Source organism: Parathalassolituus penaei (genome assembly GCF_026626885.1).
Taxonomy (GTDB): Bacteria; Pseudomonadota; Gammaproteobacteria; order Pseudomonadales; family Oceanobacteraceae; genus Oceanobacter; species Oceanobacter penaei.
Map to the genome: position 1 here is coordinate 251470 of NZ_JAPNOA010000059.1, position 16513 is coordinate 267982.

General features: G+C 54.9%; 18 protein-coding genes and 1 tRNA gene. 9 read left to right on the forward strand and 10 right to left on the reverse strand.

The genetic code is table 11. The features are described 5' to 3' along the window. Positions 1 to 4: 4 nt before the first annotated feature. From hisA to hisB, 3 genes are read right to left on the reverse strand one after another with little or no spacing between them, the layout of a single operon-like run. Entirely contained in the window at positions 5 to 745 is a 741-nt protein-coding gene (gene hisA, locus OUO13_RS19280) for a 1-(5-phosphoribosyl)-5-[(5-phosphoribosylamino)methylideneamino]imidazole-4-carboxamide isomerase (RefSeq protein WP_283175540.1), read from the reverse strand. A 30-nt stretch (positions 746 to 775) separates the two neighbouring features. Then, positions 776 to 1420, reverse strand: coding sequence for an imidazole glycerol phosphate synthase subunit HisH (hisH, locus tag OUO13_RS19285; protein WP_283175541.1), 645 nt, complete (start codon positions 1418 to 1420; stop codon positions 776 to 778). Next, positions 1420 to 2010 (reverse strand): imidazoleglycerol-phosphate dehydratase HisB, encoded by a 591-nt coding sequence (gene hisB, locus OUO13_RS19290; RefSeq protein ID WP_283175542.1) that lies wholly within the window; start codon positions 2008 to 2010, stop codon positions 1420 to 1422. Before hisB ends, hisH begins: the two co-directional genes overlap by 1 nt. A gap of 105 nt (positions 2011 to 2115) precedes the next feature. Between hisB and OUO13_RS19295 the strand changes: the two genes are divergently transcribed. The 8 genes from OUO13_RS19295 (at position 2116) to OUO13_RS19330 (ending at position 9818) form a co-directional block, all read left to right on the forward strand. Next, on the forward strand, positions 2116 to 2529 hold the full coding sequence (locus OUO13_RS19295; RefSeq protein WP_283175543.1) for an acetyl-CoA sensor PanZ family protein: 414 nt from the start codon (positions 2116 to 2118) through the stop codon (positions 2527 to 2529). Positions 2530 to 2696: 167 nt separating this feature from the next. Beyond that, the gene (locus OUO13_RS19300) at positions 2697 to 3326 is read left to right on the forward strand and encodes an MlaC/ttg2D family ABC transporter substrate-binding protein (RefSeq protein WP_283175544.1); all 630 of its coding nucleotides are present in this window, start codon (positions 2697 to 2699) and stop codon (positions 3324 to 3326) included. Positions 3327 to 3575: 249 nt separating this feature from the next. Beyond that, a complete protein-coding gene (locus OUO13_RS19305; RefSeq protein WP_283175545.1) occupies positions 3576 to 5978 on the forward strand; it encodes a putative bifunctional diguanylate cyclase/phosphodiesterase in 2403 nt (800 codons plus the stop codon). 7 nt (positions 5979 to 5985) lie between these two features. Next, entirely contained in the window at positions 5986 to 7029 is a 1044-nt protein-coding gene (gene mutY, locus OUO13_RS19310; RefSeq protein WP_283175546.1) for an A/G-specific adenine glycosylase, read from the forward strand. A gap of 16 nt (positions 7030 to 7045) precedes the next feature. Continuing rightward, a complete protein-coding gene (locus tag OUO13_RS19315; protein WP_283175547.1) occupies positions 7046 to 7318 on the forward strand; it encodes an oxidative damage protection protein in 273 nt (90 codons plus the stop codon). Positions 7319 to 7417: 99 nt separating this feature from the next. Then, positions 7418 to 7493 (forward strand) — tRNA-Phe (locus tag OUO13_RS19320). Between the two features lie 327 nt (positions 7494 to 7820). Continuing rightward, positions 7821 to 8708, forward strand: a complete 888-nt coding sequence (locus OUO13_RS19325; protein WP_283175548.1) for a DUF2971 domain-containing protein — start codon at positions 7821 to 7823, stop codon at positions 8706 to 8708. Positions 8709 to 8846: 138 nt separating this feature from the next. Continuing rightward, positions 8847 to 9818 carry an Abi family protein gene (locus OUO13_RS19330; RefSeq protein ID WP_283175549.1) on the forward strand — a complete coding sequence of 324 codons (972 nt, stop codon included), beginning with the start codon at positions 8847 to 8849 and terminating at the stop codon, positions 9816 to 9818. A 473-nt stretch (positions 9819 to 10291) separates the two neighbouring features. Here the strand turns inward: OUO13_RS19330 and OUO13_RS19335 are convergent, their stop codons facing one another. From OUO13_RS19335 to OUO13_RS19360, 6 genes are all read right to left on the reverse strand, one after another. Next, complete coding sequence (locus OUO13_RS19335) at positions 10292 to 10834, reverse strand: hypothetical protein (RefSeq protein ID WP_283175550.1); 543 nt, start codon at positions 10832 to 10834, stop codon at positions 10292 to 10294. Beyond that, on the reverse strand, positions 10831 to 11412 hold the full coding sequence (locus tag OUO13_RS19340; RefSeq protein WP_283175551.1) for a hypothetical protein: 582 nt from the start codon (positions 11410 to 11412) through the stop codon (positions 10831 to 10833). The genes OUO13_RS19335 and OUO13_RS19340 overlap by 4 nt, the downstream gene beginning before the upstream one ends. 91 nt (positions 11413 to 11503) lie before the next feature. Continuing rightward, on the reverse strand, positions 11504 to 12154 hold the full coding sequence (locus tag OUO13_RS19345) for a metal-dependent hydrolase (RefSeq protein ID WP_428982368.1): 651 nt from the start codon (positions 12152 to 12154) through the stop codon (positions 11504 to 11506). A gap of 328 nt (positions 12155 to 12482) precedes the next feature. Beyond that, the gene (locus OUO13_RS19350; RefSeq protein WP_283175553.1) at positions 12483 to 13181 is read right to left on the reverse strand and encodes a Frag1/DRAM/Sfk1 family protein; all 699 of its coding nucleotides are present in this window, start codon (positions 13179 to 13181) and stop codon (positions 12483 to 12485) included. Further along, complete coding sequence (locus OUO13_RS19355; RefSeq protein WP_283175554.1) at positions 13178 to 13921, reverse strand: Frag1/DRAM/Sfk1 family protein; 744 nt, start codon at positions 13919 to 13921, stop codon at positions 13178 to 13180. Before OUO13_RS19355 ends, OUO13_RS19350 begins: the two co-directional genes overlap by 4 nt. 94 nt (positions 13922 to 14015) lie before the next feature. Further along, a complete protein-coding gene (locus OUO13_RS19360; RefSeq protein ID WP_283175555.1) occupies positions 14016 to 14678 on the reverse strand; it encodes a hypothetical protein in 663 nt (220 codons plus the stop codon). Positions 14679 to 14778: 100 nt separating this feature from the next. On the opposite strand from OUO13_RS19360, the gene radA reads away from it, so the two are divergent. Further along, on the forward strand, positions 14779 to 16149 hold the full coding sequence (gene radA, locus OUO13_RS19365; protein WP_283175556.1) for a DNA repair protein RadA: 1371 nt from the start codon (positions 14779 to 14781) through the stop codon (positions 16147 to 16149). Between the two features lie 2 nt (positions 16150 to 16151). On the opposite strand, the gene OUO13_RS19370 is transcribed toward radA, so the two are convergent. Then, a complete protein-coding gene (locus tag OUO13_RS19370; RefSeq protein WP_283175557.1) occupies positions 16152 to 16508 on the reverse strand; it encodes a Na+/H+ antiporter subunit G in 357 nt (118 codons plus the stop codon). Between the last annotated feature and the right edge of the window lie 5 nt (positions 16509 to 16513).

Below are 16513 nucleotides of genomic sequence, written 5' to 3' on the forward strand. Positions count from 1 at the left end.
TCCGTTACGCGCCAGTCAGCTCGTCAGCCAGTTTCTGGCCTTCGGCCACGTCCAGAGTACCTTCGTAAATCGCACGGCCAGTGATCGCACCCAGGATGCCCTTGCCTGCTACTTTGGCCAGGTTACGAATATCCTCGATGTTGGTAACACCACCGGATGCAATCACCGGAATACCACCTTCAACGGCCAGCTCAACGGTAGACTCCAGGTTAACACCCTGCATCATGCCGTCACGGGCGATGTCGGTGTACACAATGGCAGACACACCGTCGTTCTTGAACTGTTTAGCCAGGTCTACGGCTTTCACAGTCGACACTTCAGCCCAACCGTCAGTGGCCACAAAACCGTTCTGGGCATCCAGGCCAACAATCACCTTGCCCGGGAAAGCCAGACAGGCTTCTTTCACAAACGCAGGCTCTTTAACCGCCTTGGTGCCAATGATCACGTAGCTTACGCCCGCTTTTACGTAGGCTTCGATGGTTTCCAGGGTACGGATACCACCACCAATCTGGATTGGCAGGCCCGGGAAAGCACGGGCGATCGAGGTCACCGCTTCACCGTTAACAGGTTCACCGGCAAAGGCGCCATTCAGGTCAACCAGGTGCAGACGACGGCAGCCGGCATCAACCCAGCGACGAGCCATTTCAACCGGGTTGTCACCGAATACGGTGGAATCGTCCATACGGCCCTGACGCAGGCGCACACATTGGCCGTCTTTCAGATCGATAGCAGGAATTACAAGCATGTTTGAAACCTTGATTCAGCGGATGACAGGTCAGGCCTGACCATCCCAGTTGAGGAAATTCTTGAGCAGGGCCAGACCAGCGTTGTGGCTCTTTTCCGGGTGGAATTGCACCGCAAACACGTTGCCTTCACCCATAGCTGCGGCGAAATCAACGCCGTAGTGACCGCGACCTTTCACCTGGGACGGATTCACCGCCTCAACGTAATAGGAATGCACAAAATAGAAACGGCTGTTATCGGCGATACCGGCCCACAGCGGGTGTTCAACCTGCTGCACCTTGTTCCAGCCCATGTGAGGCACTTTCAGCTTGGTACCGTCTTCGACCAGATCATTGCCAAAGAAACGCACCTTGCCAGGGAACAGACCCATACAGTCAACACCACCGTTTTCTTCGGAGGAGTCCATCATGGCCTGCAGACCGACGCAGATACCCAGCAGCGGTTTGGTCTTGCGAACCTCGGCCACCACCTGATCGATACCCTGACGGCGGATTTCAGCCATACAGTCGCGAATCGCGCCCACACCCGGCAGCACCACATGATCGGCAGAACGGATCACTTCCGGATCACTGGTCACCAGTACACGGGTATCCGCACCGGCTACCGCCTGCAGGGCACCGTGTGCCGAGTGCAGGTTGCCCATGCCGTAGTCAATAACCGCACACAACTTGCTCATTACAGGCACCCCTTGGTCGACGGCATCACGCCCGCCATACGCGGGTCCAGCTCCAGCGCCATACGCAGGGCACGACCAAACGCCTTGAAGATGGTCTCGGCCTGGTGGTGGGCGTTAAAACCCTTGATGTTGTCGATGTGCAGAGTCACCTTGGCGTGATTCACAAAGCCCTGGAAAAACTCCCAGAACAGCTGGGTGTCCAGCTTGCCAATCGAGGCGCGGGTAAACTCACAGTTGAAGTTCAGACCCGGACGACCGGAAAAATCGATCACCACGCGAGACAGGGCTTCATCCAGCGGCACATAACTGTGGCCATAACGGACGATGCCTTTTTTGTCACCCACGGCCTGGGCAAATGCCTGACCAAGAGTAATGCCAATATCTTCCACGGTATGGTGGTCATCAATGTGCAGGTCACCCTTGCATTCGATATCCAGGTCGATCAGACCATGGCGGGCAATCTGATCCATCATGTGCTCAAGAAACGGCACGCCGGTATCAAAACGGCTGACACCGGTGCCATCGAGGTTGATGGACACCCGGATCTGAGTCTCCAGGGTATTGCGTTCGACCGTTGCGGTACGGGCCATGGTCAGCTCCAAACTCTCGCCAAAGGAAAAGGAAAGCATTATAAAGGCGGTAGCCCAAAACCTCCACGATGCCGCCCGGCATTCGCCACACGCAGAGGACTCATCATGCCTGTCAAGCTGGAGCATATTCGCACCCCTAACGATGCCGACTGGATTGATATCGAAAAAATCCACAAGGACACCGCCAGCCAGCAAGGACTGACCAGTACCCCGATGGAAGTTTCCAGCCGTCTGGCCGCTGGTGACTGGATTGTGGCAGCGCGTTTTAACGACCGCGTGATCGGCCTGATTCTGGCTCATCAGCAAGACAATCAGGTCTGGATTGACCAGGCCGCCGTGCGCACCATCACCCAGCGTCGAGGCGTTATGCACCAGACCCTGTTCCTGCTGATGAAATGGGCACGGGAACAATCCCTGACCCTGATTTGTCAGAATGTTCCGGTACAACTGCAAACGGCCCTGAGTCGTCGCGGTTTCCAGCAGCAGGGTGAGCAGTGGATCTGTAACCCGGCCGACTGAGCGGCACCGTTCACAAACCCGGTTATTGCACCTGCTGCAACAAAGAATCCACCCGCCACCGGGCTACCCATTACATGCCAACAGCGACATACTGTTGGCCATGGTTCAGCATTGGTGCTGGATATTCAGAAATTCCGTTTTCACTACCACAAGGGACACCCCATAACATGTTCCGTTTATTGATCAGCTTTATGGTGTTTATTTCTGCTCACGTATGGGCAGCAGCGTCGCCATCTGATGTTGTCAGCTCGGCCACCAACAACCTGATTGCCGACCTCAACAAACTGACCATCGAACAACGCTCGGACGACGAAGTACGCCGTCTGGTGATGACCTACATCGTACCGACCATTGACCAGGAAAAAATTGCTTCCAGCGCCCTGGGCAAATACTGGCGTCTGGCCAAACCTGCTCAGCGTCAGGAATTTATCGAACGCTTCCGCGAACTGCAGATTCGCACCTACAGCGGTGCATTCAAGGCATTCAGCGGCGAAAAACTGGCCTTTGAAGACGCCCGCATCAGTGAAGAAGGCGACAAGGCTCTGGTGAAAGGCCAACTGGTGCAAACCAATGGCAACGTTATTCCGATTGATTTCCGTCTGTTCAAGGACGAAACCAGCGGTGAATGGCGTATCTACGACGCCGTGGTATCCGGTCTGAGCATGGTCAAAACCTACCGCGAACAGATGACGGAGCGCCTGCAAGGCACCAACCCGTCCAACGCCGACGAACGCATGAACAAGCTGCTGCAAGAGCTGGCCGACGAAGCTAACCAGGTCAACACGGCGGCCAAATAATCCGGCAGCAACCTCTCTGAACGGCCAGCCTTTGCTGGCCATTTTTATTTCAGAACGGCCATCAAACACAGAACTTAACTGCCAAAGCAGGCAAGACTGACAAATACTGGCTGAATCAGCATAACCGCCTACACTGCTACAGGTAGACCACCCGCAAAGGAATGTTATGACGCCCATGCCATCCGTACCCACTGTGCCAGACCAATTACCACACGTACGAATCGGCGCCTCTAGCTTACGGTGTCCCCCATGCGCCTGCCTTATCGCTCCCTGACGCAGAAGCTGGTGTTGGTAGCGCTTGCGACCACCACCCTGTCCTTGCTGGCAGCCAGCCTGGGTTTTACCTGGCTTGAGAATCATTTGTCCGAGGCCGAACTGCGCCAGCACCTGTCCCGCAGTGGCACCATGCTGGCCAATACCATTAGTCGCGAACAGGAAGAACAAGGCATCAATGACATTCCGGCAACCATCAGCAGCCTAAGGAACGACGAGGCCGTATTGCGGGCCTGTTATTTCAATTTCGACCACCATCTGATCTACAGCTACGCCCGCTACAAAACACAAGACTCCGTCTGCAGCAGCATTGACCATCCGGAAGAAATGACCCGCAAAAACCCGCTGGCCGCTTCTTTCCCGATTGTGGTGCGAGATAACATCGAAGGTAACCTGTTCCTCGAAATGGATCCTGCTTACCTGCAAAAACGCACCGAACAGTTTATGGCCTTTACCGTGCTGATCCTGTTTGCCTCCTTGTCCCTCGCCTTTTTGCTGGCCAGCCAGTTCAAGTACCTGATCATTCGCCCCATTCGTGACCTGCGAGCCACCCTCGACACCCTGCTCAACGAAAAGGATTACAGCATTCGCGCGGTTCGTGACAGCAATGACGACCTCGGTGAACTGATCACCCTGTTTAACCGCCTGATTGAAACCGTCGAAGACGAACACAATCTGCTGCGCGAAAACGAAGCGCGTTTCCGCAAACTGGCCGCCTTCTCACCGGTCGGTATTTTCCAGATCGATAACCAGCAACAGCTGCAATACGTCAACCAGCGCTGGCGCGATATCCACGGCATTCATATCCCGGAACCCACGCTGGAGTCCTGGTTCAGCTGCATCAGCTCGGCCGATCTGGTAGAAGTCCACAACGCCTGGCAACGCCTGCTGGAACTGAATGAAAGTATCGCGCTGGAAATGCGCCTGTTGCAGCGCGACAGCAGTGAAGTCTGGGTACACCTGATGGCAGGCCCGCTACACGACCGCGACGGCGCTACCATCGGTTATCTGGGGGCCATTTCCGATATTTCCGAGCTCAAGGCCGCCCAGCTGCAGATGGAACATCTGGCCTTCTACGACGCCCTCACCGGTCTCGCCAATCGCCGCCTGTTCCGTAACCGCCTGGGTAAGTCCATCAAGGCCGCCCAGCGTACCAACAGCAGCCTGGCCCTGATGTTTCTGGATATGGACCAGTTCAAACGGGTTAACGACACCCTTGGCCACGATGCCGGCGACCTGCTGCTGCAAGAAGTCGCTCATCGCCTCAGCAGCAACGTCCGCGACCGCGATACCGTCTCGCGCATTGGTGGTGACGAATTCACCATCCTGCTGACCGACGTTCACCACACCTCCGATGTGATGACCGTTGCCGAAAAACTGCTGTCCGCCCTGTCCAAACCCATCCGCATCAAGGGGCAAGACATCAGCACCTCGGTCAGTATTGGCATCACCCTGACCCCTCAGGACAGCACCGACCCCAACATCCTGATGAAAAATGCCGACCTCGCCATGTACCGCGCCAAGGAACTCGGCCGTAACAACTACCAGTTTTTTTCCGAAGACATGAACCGCGCCATTCTTGAGCACCTGACCTGGGAAAAGGAAATTCAGGATGCCCTCAACCTCAACCAGTTCAGCGTCTATTACCAGCCCAAAATCCGCCTGGATGACCTCACCGTCACCGGCGTTGAAGCCCTATTGCGCTGGATTCACCCGGAAAAAGGCATGATCAGCCCTGACAAGTTTATCCCGGTTGCAGAAGAAACCGGCCAGATCCTCGACATCGGCCATTGGGTACTGGATCAGTCCTGCCGTGAAATCAGCCAGCTGATGGCACGCGGCCGTCTGGCCCCCGGCTCGCGGGTCGCGGTTAACCTGTCAGCACGCCAGTTTACCGACCCCAACCTGATTGAAGTCATCCGCGACATCCTCAACAGCCACTCCTTGCCACCGGAATGTCTGGAGCTGGAAATCACCGAAAGCACCCTGATGAAAGACGTCGAACATGCCATCCGCATCATGAACGACCTCCGCACCCTGGGTATCAGCTTCGCCATCGACGACTTCGGCACCGGCTATTCCTCACTGTCGTATCTCAAGCGCTTCCCGGTAGAAGTGCTCAAGGTCGACCGCACCTTTGTCACCGACATCCCGCACGACGACAACGACATGGCGATCACCGCCGCCGTTATCGCCATGGCCCACAAACTCGGCATCACCGTTGTTGCAGAAGGCGTTGAAACGCCGGATCAGTTAGAATTCCTGCGCCGCAACCGTTGCGACCAGTGTCAGGGCTACCTGTTCAGCCGGCCGCTACCCATGCACCAGCTGGAGCAGTTCCTGACCCAATTCCGGATACGCGACAGCATCAACGCCTGACAGATTCATGACCAACACAGCTTTCTCGACCAGCGTGCTGAACTGGTATCACCAGCACGGCCGCAAACACCTGCCCTGGCAGCAAGACATCACCCCGTACCGAGTCTGGGTTTCTGAAATCATGCTGCAGCAAACCCAGGTAACCACCGTTATCCCGTATTACCTGCGGTTTATGGAGCGTTTCCCGACCGTGCAGGCGCTTGCCGCCGCCGAACAGGATGAAGTCCTGCATCTGTGGACAGGCCTGGGTTACTACGCCCGCGGTCGCAACCTGCACGCCTGTGCCAAAGCCATTGTTGAACAGCACGGCGGCGAATTCCCACGCAGTGTCGACGCCCTCGCCGACCTGCCGGGTATTGGTCGTTCCACCGCTGGCGCGATTGCCTCAATCAGCATGGGGATTCGTGCACCGATTCTGGATGGCAACGTCAAACGGGTACTGGCGCGCTTTTACGCCGTTGATGGCTGGCCCGGCTCACCCGCTGTGCAAAAAGACATGTGGGACATCGCCGAACGCCTGACTCCAGCCCACAGCTTCCGCGAATACACCCAGGCCATGATGGATATGGGTGCCACCCTCTGCATCCGCAGCAAACCTGCCTGTGGCATCTGCCCGCTGCAACCGGACTGCCAAGGGTACGCCAGTGGTAAACCAACCCAATTCCCACACAGCAAACCCAAAGCCGACAAGCCGGAAAAACACACCTGGATGCTGATGGTACGCAACCGCGATGGCCACTGGCTGTTACAACCGCGCCCGCAAACCGGCATCTGGGGAGGCCTCTGGAGCTTTCCGGAAGCCGACAGTGAAGAGCAGGCACAGCAACAGGCACAGCTGCGCTTTGGCACACAGATCGACCAACTCGAAAGCCTCGGCAGCTTCCGTCACACCTTTTCGCACTATCACCTGCACATTCACCCCCTGCGCATCAGCCTCAACAGCAACCCGCTGCAAATAGGCGAAGCCGGAGTGCATTGGTACAATCCCGAGCAACCCAGCGAACTGGGGCTGGCCGCACCGGTGAAAAAACTGCTGCACCTGCCCGACTGATAACAGGAAAAGACTCATGAGCCGTACCGTGTTCTGCCGCAAACACCAGCAAGAACTGGAAGGACTGGAGCGCCCGCCATTTCCAGGCCCAGCCGGAGAAGATGTGTTCAACAACATTTCCCGCCAGGCCTGGGACGAATGGACCGCCCACCAAACCCGCCTGATCAACGAAAAACGCCTCAACACCATGGATAAGGAAGCGCGCAAATACCTGACCGAACAGCGCACCAAATTCCTGTCCGGAGACGACTACGACAAGGCTGAAGGTTACGTCCCGGAAAAAAATTAAACTTTTTTTAAAATATTTTAAAAAAGTGCTTGACCGAAAAAGGGAATAGTCGTTTAATACGTCCCACTCGCAGGGCAGAACGAAACAGCCAAGCGATAAGCCCAGATAGCTCAGTCGGTAGAGCAGCGGATTGAAAATCCGCGTGTCGGTGGTTCGATTCCGCCTCTGGGCACCACCAAATTACTCAAAGAAGCCTCGCGAAAGCGGGGCTTTTTTGTTTGTGCCTTTCCGGTTCGGTTCCCAGAGGCCGCACCCAACCCGCTACCCTCGCATATTCAATCACCAGCTTCCCAGTTACACTCCAGAAAACCTGACTTTTCTTACAACGCGCCATGGGACAAAAAACGCTGAGAGAGACAGAAAGCATCACGTCAATTCTGCGTCCAAACTCGCAAGGCAGCAGCTTATAGTAAACCATCTCAAGGCCAACCAGACCCGCCAGCAGCTGACCGAGGAATCGGCGGAACGGGTGTTGAACTAACTATTCAGGAGCAAGGACGCGATGCACTCTCTCTACAAATACATGCCCTACCGGCCAGAATTTTTTGAAAACTTCTTTGTACGCTGCTCCCAGCGAGCAGCACTCAACGATCCTTTTGAAATGCTACCCGGCCTGGAGTACCTGGTGGCACTGGACTCTACGCAGCCAGATGGTCAACCCAGTGGACGTTTTGGAAAAACACGGGAAGAAGTTAGAGCATATTTTCAGAAAAACTTAACCGACCACACCCGCCACCACGTTGCATTTACCCAGGACTTCAGAGATCTGGGGGTAATTTCGCTGACAGAAACCCGTGACAACCTGCTGATGTGGGCCCATTACGCCGATAATCACCGCGGCATGGTCGTGGAGTACGACCTCCGACATCCCTTTTTCACCGAACTCGACGGTGAGGCAGAGCGTCTGGCTCGCGTTGTGTATCGAAAACAACGCTCCTGGGATTTGTATCCCGATCCAACCAATCCGGAGCTGGTTGACCTGTACGGAATCCTGTTCGAAAAGTCAGACGAGTGGATTTACGAGAAAGAGCACCGGGTATCGAGAAAGCTGATAAAAGCTGACCAAATTGCAGTGACGCAAGAATTCTGGGGTGAGAATCCACACGGCTCAAACACCTATAGAGACCTCTCGCCAGAGGTCATACCGGGCACCAAATGGCTGAACCTGACAGGGTTAATCAGATACCCCGCACAAGGAATGCTGGATAGCGCCGATGCCTTTTTCTTCTTCTGTATCCCACCCGATGCCATCAAGTCAGTAACCTGTGGCACCTTAATGAGTGAAGAAAACATCCAGTTCATTCAGGCTCAATCGGCCAAGTATGGCTTCAAGGTGTGCCGGGCAAAAATCAGCAACAACGACTATGGGCTGGAGATAAATAACATATAAAACGTATGCCTCTAAGGCTCCCTTCTACACCATACGAAATCTGTGGAAGACTGGACTCTTTGGGGTATCGAAAAAACTTCGAAAAAAGATTTTTTTCGGTTGCAGGATACAGACCGTCTTTTAAGAACGGATACGGATATGACCTATTCTCGCCCATGGCTGAGCTTCCCGGATCAGCTCGCCAAACTGAAATCGCGCGGTGTCATAGTGACTGATGATGCCGCAGCCTTGAAATCGCTGGAGCAATTTGGCTACTACCGTCTCAGTGCCTACTGGTATCCGTTTCGGGTAAGGGAATTCGATGCCCGTGGCAAACTGTTGCGAGTAAAGGACGAGGTACATCCCAACACCCATCTGGTGGATGCTGTTCACTTATACCTGTTCGACAAGCAACTGCGCCTCCAGGTACTGGATGCGCTTGAACGTATCGAAATTGCGATCCGGGTCGACGTGGCTCATCTACTGGGGCGTCTGGATACCTTCGCTCACACCCAGCAAAACCAATTACACAAGACATTTGCGAACAAGAGCAAAGGGCCTGGCAAGCCAACAGCCTTCGATGCATGGACGCAAAAGCGCCTCAATCTGGAAAATCGTTCACAGGAAGACTTTGTAAAACACTACAGAGAAAAACACGGGCCGGACTTGCCAGTCTGGGTTGCTGCTGAAACCTGGGACTTTGGTGCTGTATCCCAACTGTTTGCCATGATGAAGGTGAAACACCAAACCCAAATTGCTACCCAATATGGCGTGCCTGACTGGGAGGCTTTTCAGAGTTGGCTACGTTCCTTGAACTATCTTCGTAATATTTGCGCGCACCATAGCCGCCTGTGGAACCGCAACATGGTTGACCAACCAATATTGCCAGCAGTAGGGGCTCTGGAGTGGCTCGACAAAATGAGGGCGTCAGGATTGACCGATGATGAGTTAAAAGCGCGCCCATTCCTGATCTTGGCTATATGTCGTCATCTGGTACTGAAGCTGCATTCTGGCAGTCAGTGGCATAAACGACTCGAGACGCACTTACTGGCACTGCCTGAGATGAATTCCGACTACAAAGTGTCGTTACAGGCGATGGGAGTGCCGGAGAACTGGCAGGACTGGTGGTAGCAGACTATAAAAAACCCCCGCGTATAACATCCTGACGAATCAGGAGCAAAGAGGCGGGGGCCGTGTTGCTGTTAACAATATACGAAAACGTATTGGCAACCAATTGAATGTTCACAGCTCCTGATAGGTTCTGATAGCTGTTGGTTATCAAGTGGGCTGGTTAATTTCGACCGAGCGATACATCAGAACAATAAGTGAAAATGACAAACCATAACCGGCTCCCACGCTCCTGCGTGGTAGCCCAAGCCGCTGGCATTCCCACGCAGAGCATGGGAACGAGAAAAACTCTTCAGGCAGCTGATACCTCGTGGTGCTTCAGGTTGCAGCTATTTGATCCCCAGATAAAACCGGTTAGCCCCTCTTGTTCAGATTTATTTGGGTGCCTGTCCGGGGCCTTTTGGCGTTTATATGCCGGTGCTGGCTACCGATGGGGTTGGTTTGCCCACTCGTACAGCCGCGGAAGTTGGCAGAAATCAGGCTTGCTGGATGTTGTCCTTAACCTCAACCAGAGGCGGCATGGTTGTTACCAGAGCGCCAGCAGGCACTGCATCGACACTGAAGACCGTGGTGAAGTAGCGGCTGACCCTGTTGTCTACGACCAGCGCATACCCTTCGACATAGCAGGGTAATAAGTCTTCCAACGCTCCGGCAAATTCCCACAGCTCTGCATCTGCCGCCAGGTCTTTGCGAAAATCCAGCCATTCCGGATTCAGGAAACCGAACGGTAGCGCCGGTGCTGACGGATCGTCCGGGGTTTCCTTCTGTTCAATCTCGGAGATGGATAAGGGACGCAGCATATGACTGATGTCAATCTGGTATTCAACCGGTTTTGGGCGTTGGCGTCTGGACTCCAGTTCGGCCCAGACGCACACCGGCCACAGAAGCATGAGTACCAGTATGGCCGCCAGCTTGTCGAGAATAGTTGAAGGCGGTATTGGTTCTTTTTTCGGCATGCCATAGATAACCCAAAGACCGGTCAGAATGCCTGCTGCCAGATAAGCATAGAGTACGATCATGTCTCATTCTCCTTGATCCATTGCCGGGTAATCACGCCCTTGTACACATCAAACATCTTGTATCCGGTTGGTGGTAAGGCTGGATCTCCGAGTGGTATGCACAGGTCGCCGCTGTACCAATGGGCAAATACCCGCTCTGGATATTCCGGAAACAGATCCGGCAAGTGCAGAGCAGGGCTTTCCATGTACTCACCCAATGCTGCGCTATCATCTTCGGTCGGATTATCGGCGGCAAAGCCGGTGATTCCGACCAGATACAAACGCTGGTCACGAATCTCCCAATTTGCCCTGTAGCCACGCCAGAGCGCGGTATGTGGTGCGGTGAAGTGCGGGGCGTGGCGACTTTTGGCCAGCCATCGATCTAGCGGGAAACTGTTCAGGCGGTGGTCTACGCCGTCAATCATCAGGTTTTCGGCAAACTGTTTTGTCATAGCAGATGCTCTGAGCGTGATATGGCTGCCAGCTTTGTTTTTGGTTGTGCGACTGTCAACGCCGCTATCCCCGAAGGTATTGGCTGAATGCCATCCAGAACCGGAAACATTCAGCTGACTGAGCGCTTGGAGAATTGCCTTGCCCATCGACAGAGTTTTTCGGCCATCGAGCGTGCTTCTATCGATTGTTAACCCATAACAATAGAACGCCGACTTTCACTGCCCCGTCACTGCCCGCTCACCGTCCGACCATGGCGACCAGGCTGTGCCACCAGTGTGGTTGCCAGCTTTCCAGCACCAGTTGCAGGGTTTCGGTATCCGGACCGAACCACACCAGCGGGATGCAGGCGATGGCCAGCATCAGGCTGCCGAGCCAGTTGTTCATACACACGGGCTTGAGGGCAGTACCGAACGATTTTTTGAAACGCGCGCCGTTAAAGTCGACGGAGTAACACTCATCCAGCACCAGATGCACCAGATAGCCGCCACCAACAAAAAAACCGGTCAGCCAGCTTTCCAATGAACTCAGACCAGCCATATGCCAGGCCAGCAGAGCCGATAACAAACACGCAAAAATCACCGCCAGTAACGAGTGGTAAATCCCGCGGTGAACGGTGAAGTGAAAGAACACCTCTCGCAGCAACACACCGAACAATACAAATGCCATCGCCATGGCGATCCACAACATGTACAACGCCGGGCCGGGTACCAGCCACCAACAGGTTAACGCGGCTGCGCCTATGCCCAGGGTATTGAACAGCCACATCACGGGTTTGGAGGTGTCGGAGTCAACGTCGGGCAGGATGCCGCCGAGGGTGCCGAGCAGCCACAACGAGGCAGCCATAGAGAGGTCAATCAGGTCGATGGCCAATAACGCCGAGGCGCCCATGGCGCTTGCTCCGGCCGCTACGGATATATGAGTCTTGAACGAGGCCACTGGATATTCACACAGTATAAAAAGGCAAGTGTGCATCAAGTGGCAGAAAATTGCATCAACGTGGACTAACAGGCATGACTTCTGTGGATAAATGGCCAGCCTTCAGCCATCTCTGCATCAGCAGGAAATCCTCTGAAAAATCGGCACCACTTTGCTCCAGAGACACTCTGATAACTTTGCACAGCTCTGCGCGAGTGCTGCGGCACGTGTGAGCAAGGCGACAAACGCAGCGAAATGACGAGTTCTTTCAGGCTTGCCCACACCATTGCGACAATATTTATCAATCCGGGATTCGTGGTGGCACTACAGTCTGACTATGGTCGACCAAGTGAAAATCCTGCCAGTCGTAATAACTGCTGAGGTAATACAAACCGATCAGCAGGGCCATCCACCACTCCACTACATTTTTCCACTGATCATCGCTGCCGAAGATCTGCAATGCCAGCATCACCAGTAACCACAGCCACTGTTTACCCACCAGCACGAACTTGAACTTCAGACTGCGCCCCACGTCGACACCGGTTTTCTGTAACTGCCGCAACCAGAAGGTCACCCGGGTTTGAACCAGTAAGGAAATCAGGAAAAACAGCGCAGCTCCCACGGTGTGTAATGTCCAGGGTAAATTAGCCTTGTCGGGCCGCAACACGGCAGTTGCCACAATCAGACACACCGAACTCAGCACACCAACACTCACCATGTAGCGAACGGTCATGATTGGCCGTTGCGGAGCCAGCTGTAACAACCAGGCCTGCATTGCATACCACCAGAGAATAAACAGCACACAGGCGGCAATCAGGCCACCGCGAAACACAAACGCCTGCGGATCAGGAATGCCGGTAGCGGTAATACTGGTGCAGCCCGTGAGATACGGCAGACAGACATCGGTATTACCCGTGTAAAACCCCATCACCAGCGTGATCCAGAAGGTCAGATGGGAAATCCAGAAACAGCCAAGGGCCAATACCTGCGCCAGACTCATGCTTCACGCTCCTGCCCGAAGGCGTTCTGACTGGCTAAATGATTAGCAGGGTACGTTGCGGGATGGGTCAGATTAAAATCTGCCCAGTCATACCAGGCCGTTACAAAATAGGCACAGCAGAAGGTCGCCAGCCACCACTCACAAATCGCCTCAACCTTGCCATGCTCCATACCGGTTTCAGGCAAGATCCAGAACGCCAGCAGACTGCCAAGTTGCCCTGCCGCCAGCAGTACTTTCACCAGAATCTGCTTATGGCTGATTTCCAGTGGCTCTCGCAAACGCCACATATAAAACGTCATGAGGATCTGGCAAATCGAGGTCAGCAGGAAAAACAGTCCAGCGGTAATGGTGTGGAAGCGCCACAGAAAACGATGCTCGCTGCTCGGTAGCATGTGTTCACCCAATACAGCGATAGAGGCCACCAGTAGCAGGCTACCCATCATGCTGGTGACAATCAGAAACCACATCCAGCCCTTTAATGGATGCATGCGGCTGCTGTCAAGCCAGACCCGTGCGCAGTACCACCAGACCAGACAGAACATTGCAGTGCAAATCAGGCTACCACGCAGAATATAGGCCGAGGGGTAATAGATACCGGTGGCGGTAATGGTGGTACAGCCATCCAGCCAGGGCACGCAGAACTGTTCGGGAAAGGCCTGGCCGTTCAGCCAGAACGCCAGCCCAATGCCCAGAGCGGGCAACAGGGTGCAGAACAACGCCAGACGTTGTGGCAACGTCATATCAACCTCCTTGTTCGTCACCACAGACCCGTGTCTGCTGGTGAATCGTTTAGCGAGGAGCCATTTGGCTCCACAATTGTTCCCGGCGCAATATTCAGCCGCCGGATTCAGCCATCAGGCGCACCGAACGCCAGTCCGGCCAGCTCGAAATAAAATAAAAACCGATAAACAGCGTCGCCCACCATTCGATAATGCGTTTGCCGTTGCTCATTTCAACGCCGACGGTAACCCCGGCAAAGGCGATAAACAGTCCCCACAAACACAACATCAACAGGGTCTTGAAACCGAACGACGGTACTAGTAATCCGCGACGACGGGCTTTCCAGATCAGCACATAGTTAATCGTCAACGCCAGCAGCATGCCTTGAAAGAACAGGTTGGCACCACGAACATGCACACCCCAGCGTACCGCGTCTTTCTCCGGCAACAACACTGCGGTGCCCACTAACAGGCCAACTGCGGCCACAATACCGAACAATTGCATGGCACCACGCGCCAGTGCACCTGTGTACTGGCGCAACCAGACCGCCATGATCTGCCACCAGACCACAAAAAATGCACAGGCGGCGATCATGCCACCACGAAAAATAAAACCACCGTCGCCTTTCATGCCGGTGTGAGTAATATCGGTACAACCGTCAAAAAACGGATTGCAGATTTCTGCCGTACCCTGATCGATGGCAACGCCGTAGGTGACCGCGATGGTTCCCATCGACAGCAGAAAACACAGCAAGGCAATCTGTTGCCCAAATGACATAACAACCTCCCGTCAATGGTTATCCCGTGTGATCAGCGGACGGGATATTCAGGCCCGGCAGTGTAACAATAGGCATCCTCATTCAGAAGGAAAGCATCCCGTGTCGAAGAAGAAAACCGCCTACGTCTGTGCTGACTGTGGTGCCGACCATGCCAAATGGCAGGGTCAATGCACTGCCTGTGGCGCCTGGAATACCCTGCAGGAAGTGGTGCTGACCAGTGGTAAAACAGCGACTCGCAGTGCCGCCTTCGACGGTTATGCGGGCAAGACCGGTGCGGTTGGTATCCAGCGTCTGGCAGAGGTCAGCATCAGCGAACAGCCACGTTTCAGCTCTGGCATGCAGGAGTTCGACCGGGTGCTGGGAGGTGGTCTGGTGCCGGGTTCTGCCATTCTGATTGGTGGCCACCCGGGCGCGGGGAAATCAACACTGTTGTTACAAACCATGTGTAACCTCGCCAGCCGCATGCCAGCCTTGTATGTCACCGGTGAAGAAAGCCTGCAACAGGTCGCCATGCGCGCTCATCGTCTGGGATTGCCAACCGACCAGTTACAGCTGCTGAGCGAAACCAGCGTCGAACAGCTGCTGGTTACCCTGCAGCAACACCAGCCGAAAGTGGTGGTGATCGACTCGATTCAGGTGATGCATGTAGAGGGTGTGGAATCAGCCCCCGGCAGTGTTTCCCAGGTACGCGAAAGCGCCGCCCTGCTCACCCGTTATGCCAAACAGACCAACACGGTGCTGCTGCTGGTTGGCCACGTCACCAAAGACGGCACGCTGGCCGGTCCAAAAGTGCTCGAACACATGATCGACAGCTCCATCATGCTGGAAGGGTCGGCCGACAGCCGTTATCGCACCCTGCGCGCCATCAAGAACCGCTTTGGTGCCATTAACGAACTCGGCGTATTTGCCATGCTGGATACCGGCCTGCGTGAAGTCAAAAACCCCAGTTCGATTTTCCTCAGTCGCAGTGACGAACCAGCACCCGGCAGTGTGGTGATGGTGATCTGGGAAGGCACCCGTCCCTTGCTGGTAGAAATTCAGGCACTGGTAGATCAGAGCCATCTGGGCAATCCTCGGCGGGTATCGGTGGGTACTGACCAGAACCGCCTGAATCTGTTGCTGGCGGTATTGCATCGCCACGGTGGTGTGTTACTGGCGGATCAGGACGTGTATATCAACGTGGTCGGTGGCGTCAAAGTCAGCGAAACCAGTGCTGACCTCGCGTTATTGGTAGCAGCGCTGTCGAGTTTCCGTAACCAGCCATTGGCCCATGATCTGATTGTGTTCGGCGAGGTGGGATTGTCGGGGGAAATCCGCCCCGTACCTTCCGGCCAGGAGCGGATTCGTGAAGCCGCCAAACACGGCTTCAAACGGGCGATTGTGCCGAAAGCCAACGTGCCACGGCAGCTGCCCGAGGGTATGACGGTGATCGGGGTCGAACGCCTGCAAGAGGCGATCGACCAGATCTGACCTTACTGCGGCGGCTGCTGGTCGCGAGCTTTTTCCAGCAAACGATGCGGGTCGCTGCCAGGCTGCAATGGCACCCGCAAGTGCATGGCCGCCTTGGCGATCATATAGGCCGATACCGGAGCAGTAATAAACAGGAACAGGCTGATCACCAGTTCCTGAATACCAAAGCCTTCGTTACGGTCCAGCCGCATCAGCATGGAAGCCAGCAGGATACAGCCGATTCCCATTGTGGTGGCCTTGGTCGGCGCGTGTAACCGGGTATACAGATCCGGCAACTTCACCATCCCCAGCGCGCCAATCAGGGTAAACAGCCCCCCAATCACCAGCAGTGCTGCAATAAACCATTCATAAAGCGTCATCCGGA